This window comes from Ancylobacter sp. TW_SC_1, assembly GCF_056836805.1.
The window spans coordinates 1490825-1517011 of the sequence record NZ_CM166365.1 but is presented as its reverse complement, the minus strand read 5'-3'; the positions used below and the strand labels follow the sequence as shown (position 1 = coordinate 1517011).

Sequence of the window (26187 nt, the reverse complement as noted above, 5' to 3'; positions counted from 1 at the left end):
CACCTCGGAAAGAACATTCATCAATTAAGCATCGCCGGGTTGAAGCCCAGCTCCAATTCGCGCCACGTGTCGTACCGGTCGGCACGCAGCATCGGAAACGGATTGTCCTGGTTGGAAATCTCGAACAGCGCGCGCTGGGCGGTTTCGCGCACGATCGGGGCATAGGGGTTGCCGGCGCCCTGCACCTCGACCAGTTGCGGCGCACCGACCATCCGGCGATCCGGGCTCAGCACGATCTTGAACACCACCGTCACCTGCTCGGCGTTGACGGCGCCGGACGGCAGTTTCCAGAAGCGGCTGATATAGGCGCGCAGCGCGTCGATCTCGGTCTGCGACAACGAGCTCGCCGTCCCGCGCGAAGCGCCGAGCGAGGCGGTGTTGTTGATCGTGTCGCCGAGCGCGGCCATGCGGCGCGGGTCCTGCTTGTTGAGCAGGGCGGCGATCTGGTTCGGGTTGAAGTCGCGCTCTGGAGCCGGCTCCTGCGCCACCTTGGGCGGAATGTTCTTCGGCTTCTTCGGCGGCGCGGGAGGCGGCGGTGTCGCCTGCGCGGTCTCCGGCGGCTTGGGCTGCTCCTTCGGCGGCTCGGGCGGCTTGGCGGCGAGCGCCTCGGAATCCTTCGGCGGCGGCGGCACCGGCTTGGCCTCGGCCTGCGCGGCCGGCGGCTTCGGCTCGGCCGGCTTGGCCTGCGCCGACGGCGGAGGGGGCGGGGCGGATGGCTCGTTGGCGGCCTTTACCTCGGGCTTCTCGGAGACCTTGGAATCGAGGTTTTCCGCCTGCTTGGGCGTATCGACCTTCTCGACGACGGGCTTCGGGTTCTCCTTCGGAGCATCCTTCTTGCCGGCCATCATCTTCGACATCTCGGCATCGGAGATGATGTCGATCGGCATGGCTTCGGTCGGCGTCGCCTCGAACGGATTGGGCGAGGAGAACGACACGACCATGAAGCCGATGATGCCGACATGAAGAGCGGCCGAGGACAGGAAACCCGCGCGCATGCGCCTCAGCCCCCCTGCTCGACTTCGGAGACCAGCGCGACGCGCTTGAACCCGGCGCCGGACAGGCGGCCCATCACGCGCATGACGGTGCCATAGTCGAGGCTCTTGTCCGCCCGGACGAAGATGCGCTCCTCATAGCCCGCCTTGCCGATGGCCTGCAGCTTGGGGACCAGTTCGTCGATCGGAATCTCGGTCTCCTGCAGGAACAGCTTGCCGTCCTTGTTGATGTTGATCACCAGCGGCTCGTTCTCCTGCGGCACCGCCTTGGCTTCGGTCTGCGGCAGGTCGAGCGGCACGCCGACGGTGAGCATCGGCGCGGCGACCATGAAGATGATGAGCAGCACCAGCATCACGTCGACCATCGGCGTGACGTTGATCTCGGACATGACGGCGCCGCCGCCACGGCGACGCGAACGCCGTGAATGCCAGCCGCCTCCGCCGCCTCCTGAGGACATCCCCATGCGTGTCAGCCCCGCTCGTCGATCTGGCGCGACAGGATGGCCGAGAACTCGTCGGCGAAGCCTTCCAGTCGTGCCGCCTGCCGATTCACCTGCGAGATGAACTTGTTATAGAAAATCGTCGCGGGAATGGCGGCGATAAGGCCGATTGCCGTCGCGAAAAGGGCTTCCGCGATGCCCGGCGCCACAACCGCGAGGCTGGTGTTCTTCGAGGCCGCGATCGACTGGAAGGCGGTCATGATGCCCCACACCGTGCCGAACAGGCCGATGAAGGGGCCGGCCGAGCCGACGGTCGCCAGCACCAGCAGACGGCTCTCCAGCCGTTCGACCTCGCGGGCGATGGTCACGTTCATCACCTTGTCGAGACGCTGCGTCAGGCCGGTCAGCGAGCGCGCGCCGCCCTCATAGGAGCGCTTCCACTCGCGCATCGCCGCGACGAAGATGGCCGCCATCGCGTGATTGGGGCGCGAGGAGAGCGAGCGGTACAGCTCCTCCAGGCTCTGGCCGGACCAGAAGGTGGTCTCGAAACGGTCCATCTGGCTCTTCATGCGCTGGAACAGGATCGTCTTGTCGATGATGATCGCCCAGACCCAGACAGAGGCGAGGACGAGGCCCGCCATGACGAACTTCACGACCAGATGGGCCTGCAGGAACAGTCCGATCAGCGAGAGATCGGCGCTGCCCATCCCAGCGCCCGCGGACGCCACCGGCGCGCCGCTCGGGGCCGGCGCCGCGGCCGCGTCGACCTGCGCCGTCGGCGCGCCGTTGACGGGCGCCGGCGCGTTCTGGGCGTAAGCGAATGACGCCGATGCCGCGAAAAACAGCATCACCGCGAATAGAAGCTTCTTCAGCGTCATTAGGCCAATCCTGCCAGATCACTAAGGGTCGCAATACCGCCGCGCATCGGCTGCGAGACAGCGGCGAATGCCCAGCATGGCTGCTGAGGGGACGCGTCCGTCATCAACCGACCGACTCTGTCCAAACTTGGGCGATCGACGTCGGACCGCTCCCGCAGCCGCCCGATACAACACCGTATTAAGGTTAATGCCGGGTTAGCGTTGCCGCATCGCAACAGAAATAGAGGGTGCCGTGCTACCGACGCCGCGCCTCAGGGCTGCGGCGCCTCCCCCTGCGCCGCCTTCATGGCGGCACGCAGCGCGTCGGGAATGCGGCGGGCGCGCCCCTGCGCCACAAAGGCCACCTTCACCCTGCCCTCGACGATGAGTTCCTCGCCGCGCTTCACCTTCTGGGCGAGGGTGATGGAGGCGCCGGCGACCTCGACCGGGCTAGTGTGAACCTCCAGCACGTCGTCGATGCGCGCCGGGCGCACGAACTGCAGCTCCATCGAGCGCACGACGAAGGCAAAGCCCGGCGCCTCGGCCAGCGCCTCGCCGAACAGTTCGCCCTGCACCACGCCGATCAGGCGCAGATGGTCGGAGCGGGCCCGCTCCATGAACTTCAGGTAGTTGGCGTGGTAGACGATGCCGGAAAAGTCCGTGTCCTCGTAATAGACCCGCACCGGCAGCACATGGCCACCGGGCACCAGCCGTCCCGCCAGATGCAGGAAGGGATCGGCTTTCAGGACATCGGGAGACAGGGGATCGGGGCGCTCGTTCATGGCGCCCCTCATAAACGAGACCGCGCCGCAAAAAAAGAACCGCGCCCCTTGCGAACCAAGGGGCGCGGCCGGAAAGCGTCGAAATCGCTCAGCTCTGCGGGTCGGCGGACGGCTCGGGCGCAGGCGCGGGGCGGTTGCGGCGATCGGTCATGAACTGATCGAACTCCGCCTTGTCCTTGGCCTGCCGCAGGCGGTCGAGGAAGGACCTGAAATCCTTCTGCTCGTCCTCGAGCCGGCGCAACGTCTCCTCGCGATATTCGTCGAAGGCGCGATTGCCGCTCGGGGGGAAACCGCGGCCGAAGCGGCCACCGAAATTGCGAAGGGCGCCCGCGCCCTCCTCCTGCCAGCGGCCGAAGCCGCGCCTGCCACCGCAAAACATCCGTCCACTCCCTATGGTGAAAGCCAGGATCGCCAAGCCCAGGGGCCACCAGGCCATGAAGCCGAGGACCGTGAGGGCGATCCAGGCGGGTTTGCCGTAACTGTCGAGCTTTTGCGCAAGCTCCATGGCGTCCGCTCCTGGGTTCAAACCGGACGGCCGAGGCCGCGTCGGTTAATGTTAAATACATTTACATAGGTAGGTACAGCCCCGCCGCTTGTCAATAATCCACCCATCAAAATCGGAATGCCGCCATCGGCCGCCTGGGCGCCGCCTCAGTCCGCGGGCGCGCCAAGGCCCCGGAGATAGACGAGGAATGCGGCCTCAAGGAGGTCGTCCGGCTCCATCGGCAGCTTGCGCCGCGAGCCGTCGGGGCGGCCGAACAGCGAGGCGACGCCGTGCGCCAGCGCCCAGGTGTGCAGCGCCACCATCAGCGCCGGCGGGCGGCCCGTCGCCGGCATGGAGGCGACCAGCACATCGGCCGCCTCGCGCAGCACGCCGAAGGCGCGCTGGCTGGCCTGCGACAGCGCCGGATGGGCTTCGCTGGGCAGGCCGGATTCGAACATGGCGACATATTCCGCCGCGTGCTGGCGGGCGAAGGCGAGATAGGCCCGCCCCATGCGCTCATAGGCTTCGACCGGCGTCGGCCGCCCCTCGTTCCAGCCCGCCTCCAGCGCCTTGGCGAAGTGCTCGAAACCATCCGCCGCCACCGCCGCCAGCAATTCGTCGCGGTCGCGGAAATGCCGGTAGGGCGCGGCCGGGCTGACCCCGGCGCGGCGCGCCGCCTCGGCGAAGGTGGCGCCGACGGCGCCCTTCTCCGCGATCAGCTCGAGCGCCGCCTTCATCAGGGCTTCCCGCAGGTTGCCGTGATGATAGCCGCGCGATTCTCCGCCGTTCCGGGACCAGCTCATGTGAAGGGGACTTACATCACGCCGGAGGCCGCGTCGATGGCGCGGCGCGCAAAGGGTCTAATCCTCGCCCTCGTCGAACAGCGGCATCTGGTTGACGCTCGACGGCGCGGCCATGCCCAGATGCTTGAAGGCGTGGGCGGTCAGCACCCGGCCGCGCGGCGTGCGCTGGAGAAAGCCCTGCTGCACCAGATAGGGCTCGATGATCTCCTCGATGGCGTCGCGCGGTTCGGAGAGCGCGGCGGCGATGGTCTCCACCCCTACCGGACCACCGCCATAATTCATCGCGATGACGGTGAGATAGCGCCGGTCCATCTGGTCGAGCCCCAGCCCATCGACCTCGAGATGGCCGAGCGCATGGTCGGCGGCGGCGCGGTCGATGATGTCCCTGCCGCCCACCAGCGCGAAGTCGCGCACCCGGCGCAGCAGCCGCCCGGCGATGCGCGGCGTGCCGCGGGCGCGGCGGGCGATCTCGCGCGCGCCGTCCTTCGAGATAGGGATGTTGAGCACCCGCGCGCCGCGCGTGACGACCAGCTCCAGCTCGTCGACGGTGTAGAAATTGAGCCGGATCGGGATGCCGAAACGGTCGCGCAGCGGCGTGGTCAGCAGCCCCGAGCGCGTCGTCGCCCCGACCAGGGTGAACTTCGACAGCGAGATCTTCACCGAGCGCGCCGCCGGGCCCTCGCCGATGATGAGATCGAGCTCGTAGTCCTCCATCGCCGGATAGAGGATTTCCTCCACCGCCGGGTTGAGCCGGTGGATCTCGTCGATGAACAGCACGTCGCGTTCTTCGAGATTGGTCAGCAGCGCCGCGAGGTCGCCGGCCTTGGCGATCACCGGCCCGGAGGTCGAGCGGAAGCCGACGCCCAGCTCGCGCGCCACGATCTGCGCCAGCGTGGTCTTGCCGAGCCCCGGCGGGCCGACGAACAGCACATGGTCGAGCGCCTCGCCACGCGTCTTCGCCGCCCGGATGAAGACGTCGAGATTGGCGCGCGCCTGCTCCTGCCCGACGAACTCGGCGAGGTTCTGCGGCCGCAGCGAGGCCTCCGCGAGGTCTTCCTCGCGCTTGTCCGGGGCGACGAGGCGCTTGGCGTTCACTTCGCCAGCTCCTTGAGCCCGAGCCGGATCAGCCGGGCGGTATCGGCCTCTTCACCGGCCTCGCGCAGCGCGCCGGCGATGGCGGCGCTCGCCTGGAGCGGCGCATAGCCGAGATTGACCAGCGCCGAGACCGCGTCCGCCACCGGCGCGGGGGCCTTGCGATCCTCGAGCTGGGCGGACAGGCTGGCCACCGCCGGATCGACATCGGCGAAGCCTGGCGCCTTGTCCTTCAGCTCCGCCACGATGCGCGCCGCGACCTTGGGGCCGACGCCGTTGGCGCGCGCCACCATCGCCCGGTCGCCCAGCGCCACCGCATTGGCGAGTTCCGACGGGGAGAGCGTCGAGAGCACGTTCAGCGCCACCTTGGAGCCGACGCCCTGCACGTTCTGCAGCAGCAGGAACCAGCTCTTCTCGGCCGGCGAGACGAAGCCGTAGAGGCGGATCATGTCCTCGCGCACGAAGGTCTCGATGAACAGCGTCGCCGCCTCGCCGGCGGCCGGCAGCGCCTGCAGCGTGCGCCCCGAGCAGTGCACGAGATAGCCGACCCCGTGCACGTCGAGGATCACATGGTCGTCGCCATAGCTGTCGACGACCCCCTTGAGCTTTCCGATCATCGCACGCCCACCCGCGCCTTCATGGCCGCCATTCCGCGATGCTGCGCATGGGTGACGGCGACCGCAAGCGCGTCCGCCGCGTCGTCGGTCTCGAAATCCGCCTGCGGCAGCAGCACCTTCATCATCATGCGGATCTGCGCCTTCTCGGCGCGGCCGGCACCGACCACGGTCTTCTTGACCAGCAGCGCCGCATATTCGGAAACCGGAATCCCCGCCAGCGCCGGGGTCACCATCACCACGCCGCGCGCCTGGCCGAGCTTGAGCGTCGAGGCCGGGTTGACGTTGACGAAGGTCTCCTCCACCGCCGCCTCGTCCGGCGCGAAACGGCGCAGCACCGCCATCAATTCGGTGTGGAGACAGGCCAGCCGCTCGGCGAGCCCGCCCTCCTCCGGCGGCATCACCGTGCCGCAGGCGATGTAGGTGAGCCGCGTGCCGACGGACTCGATCACCCCCCAGCCGGTGCGGCGGAGGCCCGGATCAAGCCCGAGAATGCGAATCGGAGACGGCGCCATCCCCTAGGGCGTACCCGAACAAAGGACGAACGCCTAGGGGCGAAGCGGCACGGGATGGCCCGGCGGGGCCGGGATGCCATTCATGGTTGACGAAGCATTGACGGCGCCGCCGGACTAGCGCCGCCCGCTGAGCGCGCCGCTCGCCAGCACCACGCCGATGCCGGTCGCCACCACGCCGATAATGGCGGCGGTGTCGGGATGCTCGTCGAGCACCGGCACGGCCAGCAGCGCCGCCAGCGCCGGCACAAGCCCGGTAAAGGCGGCCGCGCGCGAGGAACCGAGCCGTTCGATGGCGACGCCATAGGCGACGAGCGCGATGACGCCGGACAGCAGCCCCTGCATGAGGAGCTGGAACAGCACCTCCCGGCCGTAACCGCTCGCCACCGCCCCGATCACGCCGGGCAGACCCCAGGGCGTGAGCAGGACGACGGACCACAGCCCGGCGAGCCCGACGATCTGCGTGGGCTTCATGCCGGTGCTGCGGAAGACGACGGTGCTGAAGGCCCAGAGCGTCGCGCCCGTCACCAGCAGGAGATGCCCCCGCCAGGCATCGTCCTGCGGAAACAGCACGCCGCGCCCGCCGAGCGTGAGCACGCCGAGCGCGATGGCGGCGAAGCCGAGCGCCCGCAGCCACCCCAGCCGCTCATGCAGGAACACGACGGAGACGAGCGCCACGATCAGCGGCATGGTGCCCGGCAGCAGCGGCCCGACATCCGCCGCCGGCACGAAGCGCATGGCGTTGCCGACGATCAGGAAGAAGAACGCCCCCAGCCCCATGAAGCAGACGAGGAACGGCTTCAGCCCCTTTCGGGGAATGACGCCGACCTGCCACCAGGCGGGCGCCAGCACGACCGCCGGCACCACGAAGCGCAACCAGCCGACCGTCGCCGGCGACAGGTGGCCGTGCACGGCATGGCGGGTCGAGACGATCCAGCCACCCCAGATGGTGATGGCGAGCAGCGCGCAGGCAGCGCCGACGACGCGGTCGGAAAAGCGAGGAACATCCGCGGCGCCGAGCGCGGCCTGGGAGATGGGCTTGTCCATGATCGGATTCCGGCCGCCGTGGCGGCGCAAAGAGAGAGGGGCCGCCGGGCGGCCGAGTCGGGCTGAATGTGGCGCCCGCGACCCGTGAGCGCAAATGCGTTTTGCGAATGGCCACGTTCGCGAAAGATGATGGATCGGCGCGTTCGATCGCCAACCGTGTTGACGACCCATGGCGGCGGAGCTAGGTCTCGCCGCGCACGCCACGACGACGTGCCGCCCTCCCCGGTTCCCCCATGCCGTTCGATCCGGCCCTCGTCTGGGCCCTGCTCACCGCGCTCATCGCCGGCGTCACCCGCGGCTTCTCCGGCTTCGGCGGCGCGTTGATCTTCGTGCCGCTGGTCAGCGCCGCCTACGGCCCGCGCGTAGCGGCGCCGTCGCTGCTGGTGATCGACACCCTCATGACGTTGCCCTTCCTGCTTCCGGCGCTGCGGGCCTGCATCTGGCGGCAGGTGGCGCCGCTCGCGGCCGGCGCGGTGCTGGCGGTGCCTGCCGGCGTGTGGGTGCTGGAGCATACCGATCCGCTGGTGCTGCGCTGGGGACTGGCGCTGCTCGGCCTCGGCCTGCTCGTGCTGCTGGTGTCCGGCTGGCGCCACACCGGCCGGCACAACCTGCCGACCACGCTCGGCGTCGGCGCCATCGCCGGCTTTTGCGGCGGCGCGGCGCAGATGTCGGGGCCGGCTGTGGTGGCCTACTGGCTCGGCAGCGGCCAGCCCTCGGGACTGGTGCGCGCCAATCTCTTCGGCTTCTTCGCGCTGGTGACGCTGGCGAGCGGGGCCGCCTATGCGGTGAGCGGCATGTTCACCGCCGAGGTCGGCCGGCTCAGCCTGCTGCTCGGGCCGGCCTATGCGCTGGGCCTGTATGCCGGGGCGCGCGCCTTCCGCGGCGCCTCGGACCGGGCCTACCGCATCGCCGCCTATTGGGTGATCGCCAGCGCGGCGGTGCTCAGCCTGCCATTGTTCGACATGCTGCTCGGGCGCTGAAGACGCTTCTTCACGATACGGTCATCCCGGCCGAGCGCGGCGAGAGCCGGGATCGCGCGATGTGCCCCCTGCCCGCGATCCCGGATCGGCCTTCGGCCGTCCGGGATGAGGTTCATTCCACGATGAAGGCTCAGTCGCTCATCTTGGCGACGAAGGCGTCGGACAGCTCGAAATTGGCATAGACGTTCTGCACGTCGTCATTGTCGTTGAGGTTGTCGACGAGGCGGATCAGCTTCTCGGCCACCTCGTCGTCCACCGCCACAGTGTTCTGCGGGCGCCAGACGAGGCCGGACTTGCGCGGCTCGCCGAATTTCGCTTCCAGCGCGCGGGCGACCTCGTGCAGGTTCTCCACCGAGCAGACGATCTCGTGGCCGTGCTCGTCCGAGGTCACGTCGTCCGCGCCCGCCTCGATGGCGGCTTCCAGCATGTCGTCGGCCGAGGCCTTCGCGGCGTCGAACTCGACGGTGCCGATGCGGTCGAACATGAAGGAGACGGCGCCGGTCTCGGCCAGCGCGCCGCCGGACTTGGTGAAGTAGGAGCGCACTTCCGAGGCGGTGCGGTTGCGGTTGTCGGTCAGCGCCTCGACGATGACGGCGACGCCGCCCGGGCCGTAGCCCTCATAGCGGATCTCGTCGTAATTCTCGGAATCGCCGCCCAGCGCCTTCTTGATGGCGCGGTCGATATTGTCCTTGGGCATGTTTTCCGCGCGGGCGGCCAGCACCGCGGCGCGCAGGCGCGGGTTCATCGCCGGATCGGGCATGCCGAGCTTGGCGGAGACGGTGATTTCACGCGCCAGCTTGGAGAACAGCTTGGAGCGCACCGCGTCCTGCTTGCCCTTGCGGTGCATGATGTTCTTGAATTGCGAATGCCCGGCCATGGCCGCCTCCACGTCACACCGGGCGGGCCTGTGGCCCGGCCCTGTCCGAATGCCTGAAACAAAAGGGTGCGCGGCTTATAGGCGAGAGGGCGGGCACGCGTAAAGCGGGGGCGCTACCAGAAGGACGGCACCACCGGCTCCAGCACGCCGCCCAGGCGCACCGGCGCGACCTCCACGGCCCGGCCGGCCGCGTCCGTCTCCACCGCGAGACCCGACAGCGTACCGGGACCGGTGGCCGGCTCGAAGCGCGAGGAGCCGATCTTGCGGGTGAAGCGCCGCAACGGTTCCTCCTTGTCCATGCCGATCACCCCGTCATAGGAACCGCACATGCCGACATCGGTGAGATAGGCGGTGCCGCCCGGCAGGATGCGGTGGTCGGCGGTCGGCACATGGGTATGGGTGCCCACCACGAGGCTGGCGCGCCCGTCGCACCAATGGCCGAAGGCCTGCTTCTCGCTGGTCGTCTCGGCGTGGAAATCGACGATCACCGCGTCCGACACCTGCCCCAGCGGGGCCGCGTCGAGCTCACGGTCGATGGCGGCGAAGGGGTCGTCCAGCGGGTCCATGAAGACGCGGCCCATCATGTTGACGACCAGCACCTGCGCGCCGCTGCGGGCCTCCACGAGCGCCGCGCCGCGTCCCGGCGTGCCGGGCGGAAAATTGGCCGGACGCACGAGGCGCGAGGCGCGGGTGATGAAGACCAGCGCCTCGCGCTGGTCGAAGGCATGGTTGCCGAGCGTCACCGCGTCGGCGCCGGCCTCGACGAATTCCTCGTAGATCGCCTCGGTGATGCCGAAGCCGCCGGCGGCGTTCTCCCCGTTCACCACCACGAAATCCAGCGACCAGGCCGCGCGCAGGCGCGGCAGGTGTTCGAGCACGACCTGACGTCCGGCGCGCCCCACGACGTCGCCGAGAAAGAGAAGGCGCATGAGCTATTCCTCTGCCGGGCGCACGATGCCGGCATCCGTGGCGATGGCGTCGAGCCGTTCGTCATGCGGCTCGGCCGGCACGGCGGCCAGCTCCTGCACGGCGAAGGCATAGCCCAGCGCCTCGATGCGCTTGGCCCGGCGCAGCAGCGCCAGCGTGCGGTCGTAGAAGCCGGCGCCATAGCCGAGCCGGTGGCCGCGCGCATCGAAGGCGGCGAGCGGCACCACCAGCACGTCCGGCGAGACGGCCGGGGCGGTTTCCGGCGGGGCGGGGATCGAAAAGCGGCCGGGGCCGGCGGAAGGCACCAGTTCCTCGCCCGGTTCCCACAGGCGGAAGATCAGCGGCTTGCCGCACATCAGCACGACCGGCAGCGCGACGCTGGCACCCACCGCTCGCAGCCGGCGCACCAGCGGGTCGGTGGAAATCTCGGCGCCGATCGGCGCGAAGACGGAAACCACTTCGCCGCTCACGCTGCCGAGCCACTCCATCGCATGAATCGCCGCGGCCTCGGCGGCGGCGTCGCGCGCGTCGCAGTCCAGCGCCGCCCGCCGTGCGAGAGCCGCGGAGCGCAGGCCAGCCTTATCGAGTTGCGCGTCGGTTGGATGGGGCATGATGAATAAGCGCGGAGCCGCAATGGCCGTTGGAGGATCGATCCCGGGAACCTACAACGTAGGTGGGCGCCGTGTGTCCGGACCCACGGGTCCGGTCAGGGACAGCTCCCTTTGAGATCGATAAGGCCCCGGGGAATATGTTCTCCTGACGAACCTTGCAGCACCGCACGCTAAATCTAGGACGCGACGGGCGGGATTACCAGAGGGACCGGGGCGCAGGTGAACAGCTTTCGGTGAGCGGGCATCGTCATCCCGGCCGAAAGGCTGGCCGCGATTACGGGGTTCGGGAAAGCTCACCCCACCGTGAGCATGATCTTGCCGATATGCGCGCTGGTTTCCATGCGGGCATGCGCCTCGCTGGCCTTCGCCAGCGGGAAGGTCTGGTCCAGCACCGGCTTGATCGTGCCCGCCTCGAGGAGCGGCCAGACCTTCTCCAGGAGCGAGGCGGCGATGAGCGCCTTTTCCGCCTTGGGGCGCGAGCGCAGGGTCGAGCCCATATGCGAGAGGCGCTTCAGCATCAGCCGCATGAAGTCGATCTGCACCTTGGAGCCTTCCATGAAGGCGATCTGCACGATGCGCCCGAGCGGCGCGGCGGCCTCGTAATTGCGGCCGATATAGGAGCCGCCGACCATGTCGAGGATGACGTTGACGCCCTTGCCGCCGGATTTCTCCTTCACCACGGCGACGAAATCCTCGCTCTTGTAGTCGATGGCGACGTCCGCGCCGAGCTGGCGGCAGACCTCGCATTTCTCGGCGCTGCCGGCCGTGGCGAACACGGTGGCGCCGAAGGCCTTGGCGAGCTGGATCGCCGTCGTGCCGATGCCGGAGGTGCCGCCATGCACCAGGAAGCGCTCGCCCGCCTTCAGCCCAGCGAGGTCGAACACATTGGTCCAGACGGTGAAGAAGGTCTCCGGCAGCGCCGCCGCCTCGACCATGGAAAGCCCGGCCGGCACCGGCAGCGCCGCGCCTTCGTCGGCGAGGCAGTACTGCGCGTAGCCGCCGCCGGAGACCAGCGCACACACCTTGTCGCCGATCTTCCAGCGCGTGACGTCCTCGCCGAGGGCGACCACCTCGCCGGCGATCTCCAGGCCGGGAATGTCGGAGGCACCGGGCGGCGGCGGATAGAACCCCTTGCGCTGCATCACGTCCGGCCGGTTGACGCCGGCCGCCGCCACCTTGACCAGGATCTCGCCTGCGCCGGGCCTTGGCACCGGGCGCTGCTCGGGAACCAGGGCTTCCGGGCCGCCGGGGGTCGGCAGGCCGATGGCGGTCATGGTGGCAGGCAGCTCAACGGGCAGCTCGGTCACGGCGTCTTCCTCGTCCTGTCGAAGATGTCGGCCCGTCGTAGGTCAAGCCGTCACGGCTGGCAACCGGCGCCGGCAGACACTAGATTGGAACAGGCGTGCAGAACCTGAACAGGAGTGACGCCATGGCGATCGACGACGATCTGTTTCCCTCGGCCCCCGTCCGGCAACCATTGGGGCATGCGGTCGGCACCGACCTTTCCACCCTGTCGGAGACCGAGATCGAGGAGCGCATCGGCCAGCTCGCCGCCGAGATCGAGCGGCTGAAGGTGGCACTCGAGGCCAAGCGCTCCTCGCGCACCGCCGCCGAGAACTTCTTCAAGCGTTGAGCAGCCGACGACTTAACCCGGCATTAAGCTTTCCGAACTATTACTGTGGCCGGTCCAGTTTTGACCGCGAGTGGCTTCTGTCCACTCTGTTTGACGCATCCCTGTCTATCACTTTTCGAGCCGCCCCATCCGGGCGGCTCTTTTTTCTTCCCCGTAATCCCACGCCGCTCCGGGCCGAGGCGACTGGACAGCACGTCCGCGCTGCGCGACAGACTGGGGTGCCGGCGCGTATCGCCGGCGCGGTGCAGTGTGCGTGGTCGAGGCGATGGGCAGTTTCCGGGAAGGTTCGGGCGAGGACGAGGCCACCGGCAATGCTGGCGGCGACGCCGGCGCCGGCGCGGCTCGCGGGCAGATGATCCGGCTCGCCGAACGCCGCCTGGCCTCGCCCGCCTTCGCCACGCTGTTCCGCGAAGGCATGGATCTGGTCGACGAGACCGCCGCCTATCTCGACGGCGCGGGACGTGCGGCCAGCCGCGCGCTTTCCCGTCCGGCGCTCGCCGCCTACGCCCAGCAGAGCATGCGGCTCTCCACGCGGCTGATGCAGCTCGCCTCTTGGCTCCTGCTGCGGCGTGCCGTGGCGGAGGGGGAAATGGCGCAGGACACCGCCCGCCGCGAGGCCGGCAAGATCGACCTTCGCGGCGCGCCGCGCGATATGGACGAGGAAGCCCTGCTGCCGGCCGACCTCGTGGAACTCATCGTGCGCAGCCACGAACTGCAGCGGCAGATCGGCCAGCTCGACGCCGCGCTCGCCGCGCCGATGCCCGCCTCGCCGGCCGAGCTGCGGCCGAACGCCGTCGCCGGGCAGATCGGCCGGCTGCGCAGCGCGTTCGAACCGCGATGAACCGGGGCGCGCAGACGAGCCCGGGCGCGCAAACGAAAAACCTCGCGCAAGGCCGAGCCCGGCGCGAGGGTCGATGTCGTCGCTTCGCCGAAATCGCCGGACCGGCCCGCAGGGGTCGGCCAGACGCCGCTCCGCAGGGCCGATCAGGCCTTGAGGAAGCCCGCGAACTTCTTCTGGAACTTCGACACGCGGCCGGCGCGGTCGAGCAGCTGCCCGGTGCCGCCGGTCCAGGCCGGGTGCGAGGTCGAATCGATATCGAGCTGGAGGACATCGCCCTCCTTGCCCCAAGTCGTCCGGGTCGTGTACTCGGTGCCGTCCGTCATCACCACCTTGACGAAGTGGTAGTCGGGATGGATGTCGCTCTTCATGGGTAGCATCCTCAGCCGCCGCACGGCCGGCCCCTCGCGGGAGCCACGCGGCGATCTACAAAACGATCCTGCCGGAAATCCGAGCGGCTCTATAACCGAGACATGCCTGTGACACAAGCCGCCTCCCAGCCTTCCACGACTCCTTCGCCGGACAAGACCGGCGCACGGCGCCCGCGCCTCAGGCCGCTCATGGCGCTCTGGCCGCACCTGCTGCGCTATCGCGCCCGGGCGCTGGCCGCGCTCATGGCGCTGCTGGTCGCCGCGATCGCCACGCTCGTGGTGCCGATCGCGGTGCGGCGAATGATCGATTACGGCTTCGACGAGAGCCATGCCGGTTTCATCGACCGCTATTTCGGCGTGATGATCGGCGTGGTGGCCGTGCTCTCGGTCGCCTCGGCGGCCCGCTACTACCTCGTGATGACGCTGGGCGAGCGCATCGTGGCGGACCTGCGCTCGCAGCTCTTCGCCCATGTGCTCACCCTCGACGGCGCCTTCTATGACGGCGCCAAGTCGGGCGAGCTGATCTCGCGGCTCACCGCCGACACCACGCAGATCAAGTCCGCCGTCGGCGCCTCCGCCTCCATCGCGCTGCGCAACATCGTGCTGTTCTTCGGCGCGGCGGCGATGATGGTGGTGACCAGCCCCTGGCTCTCCGCCACGCTGCTGATCGCCATCCCGGTCATCGTCGCGGTGCTGCTCGGCGCCGGGCGGGGCGTGCGCCGGCGCTCGCGCGGCGCGCAGGACACGCTGGCGGAAGCCTCCGCCTATGCCGCCGAGGCCATCGGCGCGGTGCGCAGCCTGCAGGCCAACACCGCCGAGGCCGCCGCCTCCCGCCACTTCGCCGGCGAGGTGGAGCTGGCCTTCAGCGCGGCCAGCCAGGCGGTGCGGGCGCGCGCCTGGCTCACCGGCTTCGGCATCTTCCTCGTCTTCGCCAGCGTGGTCGGCATCCTGTGGGCCGGCGCCAATGCCGTGCTGGCCGGCTCCATGACCGCCGGCACGCTCGGCCAGTTCGTGCTCTACGCCGTGCTGGCGGCGAGCGGGCTCGGCCAGCTCGGCGAGGTCTGGGGCGAAATCTCGCAGGCCGCCGGCGCCACCGAGCGCATCGCCGAACTGCTGCACGAGCGCCCGAAGGTGACGCGCCCCGCCCTGCCCGTGCCACTGCCGGAGCCGGCGCTGGGCGCCGTCGCCTTCGAGCAGGTCGCCTTCGCCTATCCCGCGCGGCCGGATGTGACCGCCCTCGACGGCGTGAGCTTCGCGGTCAAGCCCGGCGAGCGCGTCGCCGTGGTCGGCCCGTCCGGCGCCGGCAAGAGCACGCTGTTCCAGCTCCTGCTGCGCTTCTACGATCCCGTCTCCGGCCGGGTGACGGTGGACGGCGTCGACATCGCCAGCGCCGATCCGGAGGCGGTGCGCGCCCGCATCGCGCTGGTGCCGCAGGACGTCGCCATCTTCGCCACCTCGATCCGCGAGAATGTCCGCCTCGGCCGGCCCGACGCCAGCGACGCCGAGGTCGAGGAGGCCGGGCGTCTGGCGGTTGCCGACGAGTTCGTCGCCCGCCTGCCCGCGGGTTGGGACACGCCGGTCGGCGAGCGCGGCGTGACGCTGTCGGGCGGCCAGCGCCAGCGCATCGCCATCGCCCGCGCGATCCTGCGCCGGGCGCCGATCCTGCTGCTGGACGAGGCCACCTCCGCGCTCGATGCCGAGAGCGAGACGCTGGTGCAGCGCGCGCTCGACCGCTCGATGCAGGGCCGCACCACGCTCGTCATCGCGCACCGGCTCGCCACCGTGCTGTCGGCCGATCGCATCCTGGTGATGGAAGGCGGGCGCGTCGTCGAGGAGGGCACCCATGCCAGCCTCGTCGCGCAGGGCGGCCTCTATGCCCGGCTCGCGGCGCTGCAGTTCGGCGAGAACCGCGGCGCCTGAAGCCAGGCGCGGGCCGCTCAGCCCTTCGGGCCCGTCCGCTCCATCCGCAGGGTGGGGCGGCCGGAGGTCGGGTTCATCCCGTGCCCGACGACCGTGAAGCCGGCCTTCTCGTAGAAGCGCACCGCCCGCTCGTTCTGCTCGTTCACGTCGAGCGACAGATGCGCGGGCGAGCGGAGCGCGGCGGCCTCGACCAGGCGGCTGGCGACACCCTCGCCCCAATGGTCGGGGTGCACCACGAGCTGGTCGACATAGCCGGTGGACGGATGCACCGAGACGAAGCCCAGCAGCCGCCCGGGCGCCCCGCCCTCGCCGGCTTCCAGCGCCAGCTCGATGACGGCGCCCTCGTCGATCAGCGTGCCGATGCGGTGGCACAGCCAGCCGCGCCGCGCCTCGAAGTCGATTTCCGGCATCGCCTCCTGCCAGGATTCGACCCACAGGTCGGTCATGGCCGGCATGCGGCTCCAGTCGAACCCCGTCAGCACGGCAGGCAGCGGAGCGTTCATCGCCGTGCGATCATCTCTCGGTCAGCTTCAGTTCGATGCGGCGGTTGCGGGCCCGTGCCTCGTCGCTCTCGCCCGGATCGATCGGCTGGTACTCGCCGAAGCCGGCGGCGACGAGATGCTGGGGCGCCACGCCGTTGCGGGCGAGATACTCGACCACGGCGATCGAGCGCGCCGCGGAAAGCTCCCAGTTCGAGGGAAACAGCGGCGTCGAGATCGGCCGGTTGTCGGTGTGGCCGTCGACCCGCAGTACCCAGGCGATATCGGGCGGGATTTCCTTTTCCAGCTGCACCAGCGCGGCGGCAAGCTTGTCGAGCGCGGGCAGCGCATCCGGGCGCAGCTCCGCCGAGGCGAGGTCGAAGAAGATCTCCGACTGGAACACGAAGCGATCGCCGACCACGCGCACGTCGGGCCGCTCGCCGAGAATGGTGCGCAGCCGCCCGAAGAATTCCGAGCGGTAGCGCGTCAGCTCCTGCACGCGCTGGGCCAGGGCGACGTTCAGCCGGCGGCCGAGATCGGCGAGGCGCGACTGGCTTTCCTTGTCCTTCTGGTCGGAGATTTCCAGCGCCTGCTCCAGCGCCGCGATCTGCCGGCGCAGCGCGGCGATCTGCTGGTTGAGGATGGCGATCTGCGAGGCTGCCTGCGCGGTGGCGTCCTTCTCCTGCCCCAGCTCGCGGGCGAGCTCGGCACTGCGGCTCTGGGCGGCGGCGATGTCCTCCGGCGCGGCGACCGCCGTCGCGGCGTCGCGCAGCACGTCGCGCTCCTGTTCGAGCCGCAGCAGGCTCGCGCGCAGGGCGCCGATCTGGCTCTCCGACTCGGAATCGTTGGCGCGCTCCAGCGCCAGCAGGTCGGTCAGTTCGCGAATCTGCGCCTGCAGGCGCGCCATCGCGTTGTCCTTCGAGCCGATCTCCTGCGTGAGCACGAACTGCGCGAGCACGAAGACCGAGAGCAGGAAGACGAAGACCAGCAGCAGGGTCGACAGCGCGTCGACGAAGCCGGGCCAGTAGTCGATGTGGCGGTCGCCACGGCGGGAGCGTCCCAGTGCCATCAGGCGCGCTCGCGATCCGACTGGCCCTCGGCGATGCGCTCTAGCAGGCGCTTGATGTCGCTCTGCTGCTCAGCCTGGGCCTCGACCCAGTCGCGCACCATCTGCTGCTCGCTGCGCATGTGCTGCACGAGGCCCTGCAGGCTTTCGGCCAGATGCGCCATGGCGGTGGTGACGCGCTGCGAGCCGGCCTCGGTCATGGTGCGCTCAAGCCGCGCGATCGCCGCGGAAAGATCGCTGAAATCCGGCGCCGGGGCCGGCGGTGGCGGCAGCGGCAGGGGGCCGATCGGCATCGTGTGAGACGGCACCGGAACCGGCCCGCGGGTGCGGGCGGCCTCCGTGCCGAGATCCTCGACCGTCGTCGAGAGCCAGTCTTCCAGGTCGATGTAGAAGCGGTTCTGCGCCTGCCCGGCCTGCAGGTCGAGGAAGCCCAGCACCAGCGAACCGGCAAGGCCGAACAGCGAGGAGGAGAAGGCGATGCCCATGCCGCCGAGCGGCGCGGCAAGGCCGGTCTTCAGCGTATCGAGCACCGATGCCGATTCCGGCCCGACATCGAGCGAGCTGATCACCCGGGCGATCGAGCTGACCGTCTCCAGAAGGCCCCAGAACGTGCCGAGCAGGCCGAGGAAGACGAGCAGGCCGGTGAGATAGCGCAGCAGGTCGCGGGCCTCGTCGAGGCGGGTGCCGATTGATTCCAGAATGCCGCGCATCGTCGCCTGGGAGATCGACATGCGGCCGACGCGGTCGCCGAGCAGCGCCGCCATCGGCGCCAGCAGCACCGGCGCGCGCGGCACCTCGATGCCCGGATCGGCAATGCGGAAGCTGTTCACCCATTCGACTTCCGGCAGCAGGCGCACCACCTGGCGGAAGGCGAAGATGACGCCGATCAGCAGCACGCCGAAGATGACGCCGTTCAGTCCGGGATTGTTGAGGAAGGCCCGCCAGATCGGCTCGTGCAGGACGGAGGCGAGTGCCACGCAGAGCAATATGAAGACGAACATCCGCACCAGGAAGATGCGGGGCGATGACAATTTATGAAACGAATCCGTCGCGTTCATACCGGTGGCCGTCCCTGCGAAGGGTGGCGATGGCCCGAGTGACCGCCCTTCGCGCCGGACTATGCCACAGCCGGACGGAAATGGAACGCAGGGGCACGCGCGGGCGACGTCATCTCTCTACCGCCGCGTCGCCTACTGGGCCTTGTTGACCAGTGTCAGCAGGTCGCGCCGCACCGTCTCGTTGCCGACGATGATGTCGCCCTTGGCCAGCATCTTGTCGCCGCCCTCGAGGTCCGACACATAGCCGCCCGCCTCGCGCACCAGCACGATTCCGGCGGCCATGTCCCAGGGGCTCAACCCCCGCTCCCAGAACGCGTCGAAGCGGCCGGCGGCCACCCAGGCGAGGTCGAGCGCGGCCGATCCGGTGCGCCGCAGGCCCGCCACCTTCGGGGCGATGGTGGCGTATTCGCGGCCGAACTGGCCGAAGTCGCCGCGCCCCATATGCGGCAATCCGCAGCACACGACGCTGTCCGCCAGGTTGCGCCGCGCCGCCACCCGGATGCGACGGTCGTTCATGAAGGCGCCGGCGCCCTTCTCGGCCACGAACAATTCGTCGGTGACGGGATTGTAGATCACCCCCGCCACCGGCACGCCGTCGCGCGCCAGCGCCAGCGAGACGCAGAACAGCGGGATGCCGTGCAGGAAGTTGGTCGTTCCGTCGAGCGGGTCGATGATCCAGCGATGGCTCTCGTCGGCGCCGTCGATCTCGCCGCTCTCCTCCATGATGAAGCCGTAGTTCGGCCGCGCCTTGGTGAGTTCTTCCTGCAGGATGCGCTCGGCCTTGCGGTCGGCGTTGGAGACGAAATTCGCCGGTCCCTTCAGTGAAACCTGCAGGTTCTCGACCTCCCCGAAATCGCGGATCAGGGAGCGGCCGGCCTTGCGGACGGCCTGGACCATGACGGTCATCAGGGCGGTGCGGATCATGTCGGATTCCAGATGCGGCGCGGGCGGGAGCAACGAAAGATGGAGTGCTCCTGTGCGCCGCGCGGCTGGCCACGTCAAGTGCGCAGCGCCCCCGCGGCGGCCGTCGGCGGCGCGCCTCGTCCGGCCGGGCCGCCGTGATAATTCATGCCAGAGTCATCCGCCGGATCGGACCGCGCCGGCCCGCCGCGCCGGCGCCGGGGACGGGATGGCGGGAAGGGTTGGCAAGACCGGCCGCAGCCGACCTCAGCCCATCCCCACTCCGCCGGAGGGACTCGTGCCGAGCTCGCGGGAAAGCCGTTCCAGCCTCTCGGCGGCGGAGAGCACGGCGCCGGCGACCCGCGACTCGGTCTCGCCCAGGCGCTGCGTCGCCACGCTGCGGGCGGCGCGCTCGGAGGCCACCTCCTGCTCCAGCGCGCGCAGGCGGCGGCGCGCCTCGCTGAGTTCGTCGGCGATGGTGATGGCCGCCATGATGCCCAGGCGCTGGTCGCCGATCTCGCCGAAGGCCGCGCGCAGCTGGTCGATGCGGGCATCGACCTCCTCGCCGAGGCCGCTGAGGTGGTCCTCCTGGCCGTCGTCGCACGCCATGCGGTAGGCGCGCCCGCCGATGCTGATGGTCACATAGGCCATTGTCGCCCCTCAGCGCTCATGCGCGGCGAGCACCGCGCGGATGGTTTCCATGGCACTGCCGAGCCGGCGCGCGACCTCCTCATTGGCACCTTCCAGCCGCTCCGCTCGCGCCTGCGCGCCGTCAAGCGCATCGGCGAGGCGGGACCGGTCGGCCCCGAGCACGTGGAGCTGCTGGGCGAGCGCGGCTTCCTGCCGTTCGACCTCCAGCCGCCGCTCGACCGCCGCTTCGAGCGCGTCGACCGCGCCATCGAAGCGCCTGAGCGCGGCTTCCAGTACTGTCAGCTCGCCCGCTGCCGGCGCGTTCATGGCCTCTCCGCTCGTCCCGATCTGTCCAGAAGACCGTCAAACAGACTGTTCAATAGAATGTTTAACGGACGATATCGCCAAGTGATTCCGGCGATATTGAGCCTGCCGCCCGACATAGCGTCAACCGCGCGGCGCGGCGCGAGCCGCTCCCGGCCACGCGCGCCGCGCCGGCCACGCTCCCGGGCGACGCCTTTGACACCGCGCCGGGTGGTGCTATCACTCGCGCGCCCTCTGCCCGCATGCTGAGCAGGTCAGCCCTCGGAGCATCGCCGCTCGGCCCGCGCGGCCCTACACGTCGCCGCACCTTTAGAAGAACGTCAACGCATTCCCCTCGGAGACATCCGCCCTCATGTCGAACCGCGAGAAGCACGATCGCATGGCCAATGCCATTCGGGCACTGGCCATGGACGCCGTCGAAGCCGCCAAGTCCGGCCATCCCGGCATGCCCATGGGAATGGCCGACGTGGCCACTGTCCTGTTCGGAAAGGTCCTGAAATACGATCCGGCCGATCCACACTGGCCGGACCGCGACCGCTTCATCCTCTCCGCCGGCCACGGCTCCATGCTGCTCTATGCCCTGCTCTACCTCACGGGCTATGAGGGCATGACGATCGACGACATCAAGAATTTCCGCCAGCTCGGCTCGCGCACGCCGGGTCACCCGGAATATGGCCACACCGTCGGCGTCGAGACCACCACCGGCCCGCTCGGCCAGGGCCTTGCCAACTCGGTCGGCTTCGCGCTCTCCGAGCGCATGCTCGCCGCCCAGTTCGGCGCCGACCTCGTCGACCACCACACCTATGTGATCGCGGGCGACGGCTGCCTGATGGAAGGCCTCTCGGAGGAGGCGATCGAGATCGCCGGCCGCCAGAAGCTGAACAAGCTCACGGTGCTGTGGGACGACAACCACATCACCATCGACGGCTCGACCGCCCTGTCGGTGGCGACCGACCAGCTCGCCCGCTTCGAGGCGTCGGGCTGGAACGCGACCCGCATCGACGGCCATGATCCCGACGCCATCCTCGCCGCCCTGGAGCGCGCCAAGACCAGCGACAAGCCGACGCTGATCGCCTGCCGCACCACCATCGGCTATGGCGCGCCCAACAAGGGCGGCACCAATGCCGTGCATGGCGCCCCGCTCGGCGCCGCCGAGATCGCCGCCGCCCGCGCCTTCCTGAACTGGGAATACGAGCCCTTCGTCATTCCCAGCGACGTGCTCGACGCGTGGCGCCTCGCCGGCCTGCGCGCGCGCCAGGCGCACAAGAACTGGAACCAGCGGCTGAACGAGGCCGACGTCGCCCTGCGCGGCGAGTTCGAGCGCCGCGTGCGCGGCGACCTGCCCTCCAAGCTCGGCGAGACGGTTGCCGCCGTCATTGCCAAGGCCCGTGCCGATGGCGGCGCGGTGGCCACCCGCAAGTCGTCGGAGATCGTGCTGGAAGCCCTTACCGAGGCGCTGCCGGAGATGGTGGGCGGCTCGGCCGACCTCACCCACTCCAACAACACCAAGACCAAGGCGACCTCGGTCTATGTCGAGCCGCCGAAATATGACGGCCGCTACGTGAACTGGGGTATTCGCGAGCACGGCATGGCGGCGGCGATGAACGGCATCGCCCTGCATGGCGGCTTCATCCCCTATGGCGGCACCTTCCTCGTCTTCTCCGACTATTGCCGCCCCTCGATCCGCCTCGCGGCGCTGATGGGCGTGCGGGTGGTCTACGTCTTCACCCATGATTCGATCGGCGTGGGCGAGGACGGCCCGACCCACCAGCCGGTGGAGCAGATCGCCGCGCTGCGCGCCATTCCGAACCTGCTGGTGTTCCGTCCCTGCGACACGGTGGAGACGGCCGAGGCATGGAAGCTGGCGCTGGAGCACAAGACCGGCCCGAGCGTGATGGCGCTGACCCGCCAGAACCTGCCGCTGCTGCGCACCGACGAGACCGAACGCTGCCTCACCGCGCGCGGCGCCTATGAGCTGGCGAGCGCCTCCGACGAGGCGCAGGTCTCGCTCTTCGCCTCCGGCTCGGAAGTCTCGCTGGCCATGAAGGCGCGCGAGACCCTCGAGGCGCAGGGCGTGCCGACCCGCGTGGTCTCCGTGCCGTGCTTCGAGCTGTTCCTGAACCAGCCCGAGGAGAGCCGCCGCCAGGTGGTCGGCAAGGCGCCGGTGAAGATCGCCATCGAGGCGCTGATCCGCCAGGGCTGGGACGAGATCGTCGGTTCGGACGCCGCCTTCATCGGCATGAGGGGCTTCGGCGCCTCCGGCCCGGCGCCCGAGGTGTTCGCCCATTTCGGCATCACCCCCGAAGCCGTCGTCGCGACCGCGCTCAGCCGCCTGAAGCGCTGAGCCGTTCCGAAGACAAGCCATGCAGCTGGCGCATGCAACATGCGCCAGCTCTGCGCCCAGCTAGCAGCGTCAAAAGTGCGACTGGTGTCGTAGCGTCCGCCGCGCTATGAGGCCCTCGCGCGGATCGTGATGAGACAGCTTACCTGGGGAAAAACGCATGACGCTCAAGGTCGCCATCAACGGCTTCGGACGCATCGGTCGCAATGTGCTGCGGGCCATCATCGAGTCCGACCGCACCGATATCGAAGTCGTCGCCATCAATGACCTCGGTCCGGTCGAGACCAACGCGCACCTGTTCCGCTTCGACAGTGTCCATGGCCGGTTCCCCGGCCAGGTGAAGGTCGACGGCGACACCATCGACGTCGGCCGCGGGCCGATCAAGGTGACGGCGGTGCGCAATCCGGCCGAACTGCCGCACGCGGCGCTGGGCGTGGACATCGCGCTCGAATGCACCGGCATCTTCACCGCGCGCGACAAGGCCGCCGCGCACCTGACCGCCGGCGCCAAGCGCGTGCTCGTCTCCGCCCCGGCGGAAGGCGCCGACCTGACGGTCGTCTACGGCGTCAACCATGACAAGCTGACGAAGGACCACCTCGTCGTCTCCAACGCCTCCTGCACCACCAACTGCCTCGCGCCGGTGGCCAAGGTGCTGAACGACGCCGTCGGCATCGACCACGGCTTCATGACGACGATCCACTCCTACACCGGCGACCAGCCGACGCTGGACACCATGCACAAGGATCTCTACCGCGCCCGCGCCGCGGCGCTGTCGATGATCCCGACCACCACCGGCGCCGCCAAGGCGGTGGGCCTCGTGCTGCCGGAACTCGCCGGCCGGCTCGACGGCACCTCGATCCGCGTGCCGACCCCGAACGTCTCGGTGGTCGACTTCAAGTTCGTCGCCCGGAAGAAGGTGACGAAGGAGGAGATCAACGAGGCGATCAAGGCGGCGGCCGCGAGCGGCCCGCTCAAGGGCATCCTCGGCATCACCGACCAGCCCAACGTCTCCACCGACTTCAACCACGACCCGCATTCCTCGATCTTCCACCTCGACCAGACCAAGGTGCTGGAAGGCAATTTCGTCCGGGTGCTGTCCTGGTACGACAATGAATGGGGCTTCTCGAACCGCATGTCCGACACGGCGGTCGCCCTCGGAAAGCTGATCTGAACATTCGGCCCGGCCGGGCCTCCCGCCAAGGAGGTCCGGCCGTTTCGCATCCAAGATCAACAATCCAAGGGAGAAGACCATGAGCGAGGCTTCCGCCTTTCGTACGCTCGATGACGCCGACGTCGCCAATAAGCGCGTGCTCGTGCGCGTCGACCTCAATGTTCCCGTCGACAACGGCCGCGTCACCGACGACACCCGCATCCAGGCCGTGCTGCCCACCATCCGCGAGATTTCGGACAAGGGCGGCAAGGTGATCCTGCTGGCGCATTTCGGCCGCCCCAAGGGCGAGGACCCGGCGCTGTCACTGGCCCCCATCGCCGCTGAAGTGGCGAGCCGGCTCGGCAAGCCCGTCGCCTTCGCCCCCGCCACCATCGGCGAGGTGGCCGAGGCCGCCGTGGCGAAGCTCCAGCCCGGCGAGGTGCTGCTGCTGGAGAACACCCGCTTCGACAAGCGGGAAGAGAAGAACGATCCCGACTTCGTCGCGGCGCTGGCCCGGCTCGGCGACCTCTATGTCAACGACGCCTTCGCCACCGCCCACCGCGCCCATGCCTCGACCGAGGGCCTCGCGCACAAGCTGCCGGCCTATGCCGGCCGCTGCATGCAGGAGGAGATTGAGGCGCTGGCCAGGGCGCTGGAGAAGCCGGAGCGTCCGGTGCTCGCCGTGGTCGGCGGCGCCAAGGTCTCGTCCAAGCTCGACCTGCTCGGCAATCTCGTCGCCAAGGTCGACATCCTCGTCATCGGCGGCGGCATGGCCAACACCTTCCTCGCCGCGCAGGGCAAGAATGTCGGCAAGTCGCTGTGCGAACACGACCTCGCCGGCACGGCGCGCGAGATCCTCGAAAAGGCCACGCTTGCGGGCTGCGAGATCGTGCTGCCGGTCGACGCGCTGGCGGCGACCGAGTTCAAGGCCAACGCCCCGCACCGCGTCGCCTCGGTGGACGACATCAAGCCCGACGAGATGATGCTCGACGCCGGCCCGGCCTCCGTCGCCAACGTCGTCGCCCGGCTGAAGACGGCGAAGACGGTGGTGTGGAACGGCCCGTTCGGCGCCTTCGAACTGCCGCCCTTCGACACCGCCACCGTGGCGGTCGCCAAGGCGGCGGCGGAACTCACCGACGCCGGCCGGCTTCTGTCGGTTGCCGGCGGCGGCGACACGGTGGCGGCGCTCAACCATGCCGGCGTCGCCGGCCGCTTCACCTATGTGTCGACGGCGGGCGGTGCCTTCCTCGAATGGCTGGAAGGCAAGGCGTTGCCGGGGGTCGAAGCCCTGAGACGCTGAAGAACCGCACCCGGGCGACGCGCCGTCCCGCGTTTCGGGATTTCGCCGCCCGGGTGCTATACATCCGACTGGTCCGGCCCCGCGCTCGATCCGGCCGCGGAGCCGTCCGGTCTGTTTCGCGCGGGAGAGAGATATGACGGCAAGCCTCGAAGAGGTTGCGTACAAGCTGGCGGCGGGCGGCAAGGGCCTCCTCGCCGCCGACGAGAGTGCCAGCACGATCAAGAAGCGCTTCGACGCGATCGGGGTCGAGTCCACCTTCGAGAATCGGCGCGACTATCGCGAGATGCTGTTCCGGTCCGAAGAGGCGATGTCGCAGTACATCTCCGGCGTCATCCTCTTCGACGAGACCATTCGCCAGCAGGCCCAGGACGGCACCACGCTGGTCCAGCTGATCGAGCGGTCCGGCTCCATTCCGGGCATCAAGGTCGATCTCGGCGCCCGGCCGCAGCCCGGCTGCCCGGGCGAGACCATCACCGAGGGCCTCGACGGCCTCGGCCAGCGCTTCAAGGAATATTACGATCTCGGCGCCCGCTTCGCGAAGTGGCGCGCGGTGATCGACATCGGCAGCCACATCCCGAGCTACACCTCGATCCTCGCCAATGCGCAGGCGCTCGCCCGCTATGCGGCGCTGGCGCAGGCGGCCGGCATCGTGCCGATCGTCGAGCCGGAAGTGCTGATGGACGGCGACCACGACATCGACCGCTGCTACGACGTGACCGAATGGGTGCTGAAGGAGGTGTTCCAGCAGCTCTTCTACGGCCGCGTGAAGCTCGAAGGCACCGTGCTGAAGCCGAACATGGTCATCGCCGGCCGGAAGTCGCAGAAGCAGGCCTCGGTCGAGGAAGTCGCGGAAAAGACCGTGCGCTGCCTCAAGAATTGCGTGCCGACCGCCATTCCGAGCGTCGCTTTCCTCTCCGGCGGCCAGTCCGACGAGGAGGCCACGGCCCATCTCGACGCCATGATCCGCGGCGGCGGGCTGCCCTGGAACCTCACCTTCTCCTATGGCCGCGCCCTGCAGGCGGCGCCGCAGAAGGCATGGTCCGGCAAGCCCGAGAACATCGCCGCCGGCCAGGCCGCCTTCACCCACCGCGCGAAGATGAACTATCTGGCGGCGCTGGGTCAGTGGACGCCCGAGCTGGAGCAGAAGAAGGCGGCCTGA

Annotated in this window: 29 protein-coding genes and 1 other RNA gene; 8 read left to right on the top strand and 22 right to left on the bottom strand. The window is 69.3% G+C overall.

The window, feature by feature from the left end:
• Window positions 1-20: 20 nt before the first annotated feature.
• The 10 genes from AC1PZ7_RS06980 to AC1PZ7_RS06935 form a co-directional block, all read right to left on the bottom strand.
• A complete protein-coding gene (locus AC1PZ7_RS06980) occupies window positions 21-995 on the bottom strand; it encodes a cell envelope biogenesis protein TolA (RefSeq protein WP_482358764.1) in 975 nt (324 codons plus the stop codon).
• A 5-nt stretch (window positions 996-1000) separates the two neighbouring features.
• Window positions 1001-1456, bottom strand: coding sequence for a protein TolR (tolR, locus tag AC1PZ7_RS06975; protein ID WP_482358763.1), 456 nt, complete (start codon window positions 1454-1456; stop codon window positions 1001-1003).
• Between the two features lie 5 nt (window positions 1457-1461).
• Complete coding sequence (tolQ, locus tag AC1PZ7_RS06970; RefSeq protein WP_482359588.1) at window positions 1462-2139, bottom strand: protein TolQ; 678 nt, start codon at window positions 2137-2139, stop codon at window positions 1462-1464.
• A 422-nt stretch (window positions 2140-2561) separates the two neighbouring features.
• On the bottom strand, window positions 2562-3071 hold the full coding sequence (ybgC, locus tag AC1PZ7_RS06965; protein WP_482358762.1) for a tol-pal system-associated acyl-CoA thioesterase: 510 nt from the start codon (window positions 3069-3071) through the stop codon (window positions 2562-2564).
• An 88-nt stretch (window positions 3072-3159) separates the two neighbouring features.
• Window positions 3160-3576, bottom strand: a complete 417-nt coding sequence (locus AC1PZ7_RS06960; RefSeq protein WP_482358761.1) for a DUF2852 domain-containing protein — start codon at window positions 3574-3576, stop codon at window positions 3160-3162.
• A 146-nt stretch (window positions 3577-3722) separates the two neighbouring features.
• Window positions 3723-4358 (bottom strand): TetR/AcrR family transcriptional regulator, encoded by a 636-nt coding sequence (locus AC1PZ7_RS06955; RefSeq protein ID WP_482358760.1) that lies wholly within the window; start codon window positions 4356-4358, stop codon window positions 3723-3725.
• A 57-nt stretch (window positions 4359-4415) separates the two neighbouring features.
• The gene (ruvB, locus tag AC1PZ7_RS06950; protein WP_482358759.1) at window positions 4416-5453 is read right to left on the bottom strand and encodes a Holliday junction branch migration DNA helicase RuvB; all 1038 of its coding nucleotides are present in this window, start codon (window positions 5451-5453) and stop codon (window positions 4416-4418) included.
• Window positions 5450-6067 carry a Holliday junction branch migration protein RuvA gene (gene ruvA, locus AC1PZ7_RS06945; protein WP_482358758.1) on the bottom strand — a complete coding sequence of 206 codons (618 nt, stop codon included), beginning with the start codon at window positions 6065-6067 and terminating at the stop codon, window positions 5450-5452. The genes ruvB and ruvA overlap by 4 nt, the downstream gene beginning before the upstream one ends.
• Window positions 6064-6579 carry a crossover junction endodeoxyribonuclease RuvC gene (gene ruvC / locus AC1PZ7_RS06940; RefSeq protein WP_482358757.1) on the bottom strand — a complete coding sequence of 172 codons (516 nt, stop codon included), beginning with the start codon at window positions 6577-6579 and terminating at the stop codon, window positions 6064-6066. The genes ruvA and ruvC overlap by 4 nt, the downstream gene beginning before the upstream one ends.
• 114 nt (window positions 6580-6693) lie before the next feature.
• The gene (locus tag AC1PZ7_RS06935) at window positions 6694-7623 is read right to left on the bottom strand and encodes a DMT family transporter (RefSeq protein ID WP_482358756.1); all 930 of its coding nucleotides are present in this window, start codon (window positions 7621-7623) and stop codon (window positions 6694-6696) included.
• A gap of 233 nt (window positions 7624-7856) precedes the next feature.
• On the opposite strand from AC1PZ7_RS06935, the gene AC1PZ7_RS06930 reads away from it, so the two are divergent.
• Entirely contained in the window at window positions 7857-8603 is a 747-nt protein-coding gene (locus AC1PZ7_RS06930) for a sulfite exporter TauE/SafE family protein (protein ID WP_482358755.1), read from the top strand.
• A gap of 130 nt (window positions 8604-8733) precedes the next feature.
• Here AC1PZ7_RS06930 and AC1PZ7_RS06925 read toward each other — a convergent pair whose 3' ends face one another.
• The 5 genes from AC1PZ7_RS06925 to AC1PZ7_RS06905 all read right to left on the bottom strand — a co-directional run bounded on the left by AC1PZ7_RS06925 (window position 8734) and on the right by AC1PZ7_RS06905 (window position 12292).
• The gene (locus AC1PZ7_RS06925; protein ID WP_482358754.1) at window positions 8734-9480 is read right to left on the bottom strand and encodes a YebC/PmpR family DNA-binding transcriptional regulator; all 747 of its coding nucleotides are present in this window, start codon (window positions 9478-9480) and stop codon (window positions 8734-8736) included.
• Window positions 9481-9593: 113 nt separating this feature from the next.
• Entirely contained in the window at window positions 9594-10409 is an 816-nt protein-coding gene (locus tag AC1PZ7_RS06920; RefSeq protein ID WP_482358753.1) for a TIGR00282 family metallophosphoesterase, read from the bottom strand.
• Window positions 10410-10412: 3 nt separating this feature from the next.
• Window positions 10413-11018 carry a 5-formyltetrahydrofolate cyclo-ligase gene (locus AC1PZ7_RS06915; RefSeq protein WP_482358752.1) on the bottom strand — a complete coding sequence of 202 codons (606 nt, stop codon included), beginning with the start codon at window positions 11016-11018 and terminating at the stop codon, window positions 10413-10415.
• 10 nt (window positions 11019-11028) lie between these two features.
• Window positions 11029-11185: non-coding RNA, 6S RNA (gene ssrS / locus AC1PZ7_RS06910), on the bottom strand.
• Window positions 11186-11311: 126 nt separating this feature from the next.
• A complete protein-coding gene (locus AC1PZ7_RS06905; RefSeq protein ID WP_482359587.1) occupies window positions 11312-12292 on the bottom strand; it encodes an NAD(P)H-quinone oxidoreductase in 981 nt (326 codons plus the stop codon).
• Between the two features lie 155 nt (window positions 12293-12447).
• Between AC1PZ7_RS06905 and AC1PZ7_RS06900 the strand changes: the two genes are divergently transcribed.
• Together AC1PZ7_RS06900 and AC1PZ7_RS06895 are read left to right on the top strand one after the other, a co-directional pair.
• The gene (locus AC1PZ7_RS06900) at window positions 12448-12651 is read left to right on the top strand and encodes a DUF1192 domain-containing protein (protein ID WP_482358751.1); all 204 of its coding nucleotides are present in this window, start codon (window positions 12448-12450) and stop codon (window positions 12649-12651) included.
• A gap of 352 nt (window positions 12652-13003) precedes the next feature.
• Window positions 13004-13492, top strand: a complete 489-nt coding sequence (locus AC1PZ7_RS06895) for a DUF1465 family protein (protein ID WP_482359586.1) — start codon at window positions 13004-13006, stop codon at window positions 13490-13492.
• 143 nt (window positions 13493-13635) lie between these two features.
• On the opposite strand, the gene rpmE is transcribed toward AC1PZ7_RS06895, so the two are convergent.
• Complete coding sequence (gene rpmE / locus AC1PZ7_RS06890; protein WP_482358750.1) at window positions 13636-13860, bottom strand: 50S ribosomal protein L31; 225 nt, start codon at window positions 13858-13860, stop codon at window positions 13636-13638.
• Window positions 13861-13962: 102 nt separating this feature from the next.
• Between rpmE and AC1PZ7_RS06885 the strand changes: the two genes are divergently transcribed.
• On the top strand, window positions 13963-15780 hold the full coding sequence (locus tag AC1PZ7_RS06885) for an ABC transporter transmembrane domain-containing protein (protein WP_482358749.1): 1818 nt from the start codon (window positions 13963-13965) through the stop codon (window positions 15778-15780).
• A 17-nt stretch (window positions 15781-15797) separates the two neighbouring features.
• On the opposite strand, the gene AC1PZ7_RS06880 is transcribed toward AC1PZ7_RS06885, so the two are convergent.
• The 6 genes from AC1PZ7_RS06880 to AC1PZ7_RS06855 form a co-directional block, all read right to left on the bottom strand.
• The gene (locus tag AC1PZ7_RS06880; protein ID WP_482358748.1) at window positions 15798-16283 is read right to left on the bottom strand and encodes a GNAT family N-acetyltransferase; all 486 of its coding nucleotides are present in this window, start codon (window positions 16281-16283) and stop codon (window positions 15798-15800) included.
• Between the two features lie 10 nt (window positions 16284-16293).
• Window positions 16294-17328, bottom strand: coding sequence for a peptidoglycan -binding protein (locus tag AC1PZ7_RS06875; protein WP_482358747.1), 1035 nt, complete (start codon window positions 17326-17328; stop codon window positions 16294-16296).
• Complete coding sequence (locus tag AC1PZ7_RS06870; RefSeq protein WP_482358746.1) at window positions 17328-18383, bottom strand: flagellar motor protein MotA; 1056 nt, start codon at window positions 18381-18383, stop codon at window positions 17328-17330. Before AC1PZ7_RS06870 ends, AC1PZ7_RS06875 begins: the two co-directional genes overlap by 1 nt.
• A gap of 132 nt (window positions 18384-18515) precedes the next feature.
• On the bottom strand, window positions 18516-19307 hold the full coding sequence (locus AC1PZ7_RS06865; RefSeq protein ID WP_482358745.1) for an inositol monophosphatase family protein: 792 nt from the start codon (window positions 19305-19307) through the stop codon (window positions 18516-18518).
• A gap of 243 nt (window positions 19308-19550) precedes the next feature.
• Window positions 19551-19934 (bottom strand): cell division protein ZapA, encoded by a 384-nt coding sequence (locus AC1PZ7_RS06860; protein ID WP_482358744.1) that lies wholly within the window; start codon window positions 19932-19934, stop codon window positions 19551-19553.
• A 9-nt stretch (window positions 19935-19943) separates the two neighbouring features.
• Window positions 19944-20240, bottom strand: coding sequence for a DUF4164 domain-containing protein (locus AC1PZ7_RS06855; protein WP_482358743.1), 297 nt, complete (start codon window positions 20238-20240; stop codon window positions 19944-19946).
• A gap of 349 nt (window positions 20241-20589) precedes the next feature.
• Here AC1PZ7_RS06855 and tkt point away from each other — a divergent pair, with 349 nt between their 5' ends.
• The 4 genes from tkt (at window position 20590) to AC1PZ7_RS06835 (ending at window position 26187) form a co-directional block, all read left to right on the top strand.
• A complete protein-coding gene (gene tkt, locus AC1PZ7_RS06850) occupies window positions 20590-22581 on the top strand; it encodes a transketolase (protein WP_482358742.1) in 1992 nt (663 codons plus the stop codon).
• Between the two features lie 157 nt (window positions 22582-22738).
• The gene (gene gap / locus AC1PZ7_RS06845; RefSeq protein WP_482358741.1) at window positions 22739-23749 is read left to right on the top strand and encodes a type I glyceraldehyde-3-phosphate dehydrogenase; all 1011 of its coding nucleotides are present in this window, start codon (window positions 22739-22741) and stop codon (window positions 23747-23749) included.
• A 79-nt stretch (window positions 23750-23828) separates the two neighbouring features.
• Window positions 23829-25028, top strand: a complete 1200-nt coding sequence (locus AC1PZ7_RS06840) for a phosphoglycerate kinase (protein WP_482358740.1) — start codon at window positions 23829-23831, stop codon at window positions 25026-25028.
• Window positions 25029-25161: 133 nt separating this feature from the next.
• On the top strand, window positions 25162-26187 hold the full coding sequence (locus AC1PZ7_RS06835) for a class I fructose-bisphosphate aldolase (protein WP_482358739.1): 1026 nt from the start codon (window positions 25162-25164) through the stop codon (window positions 26185-26187).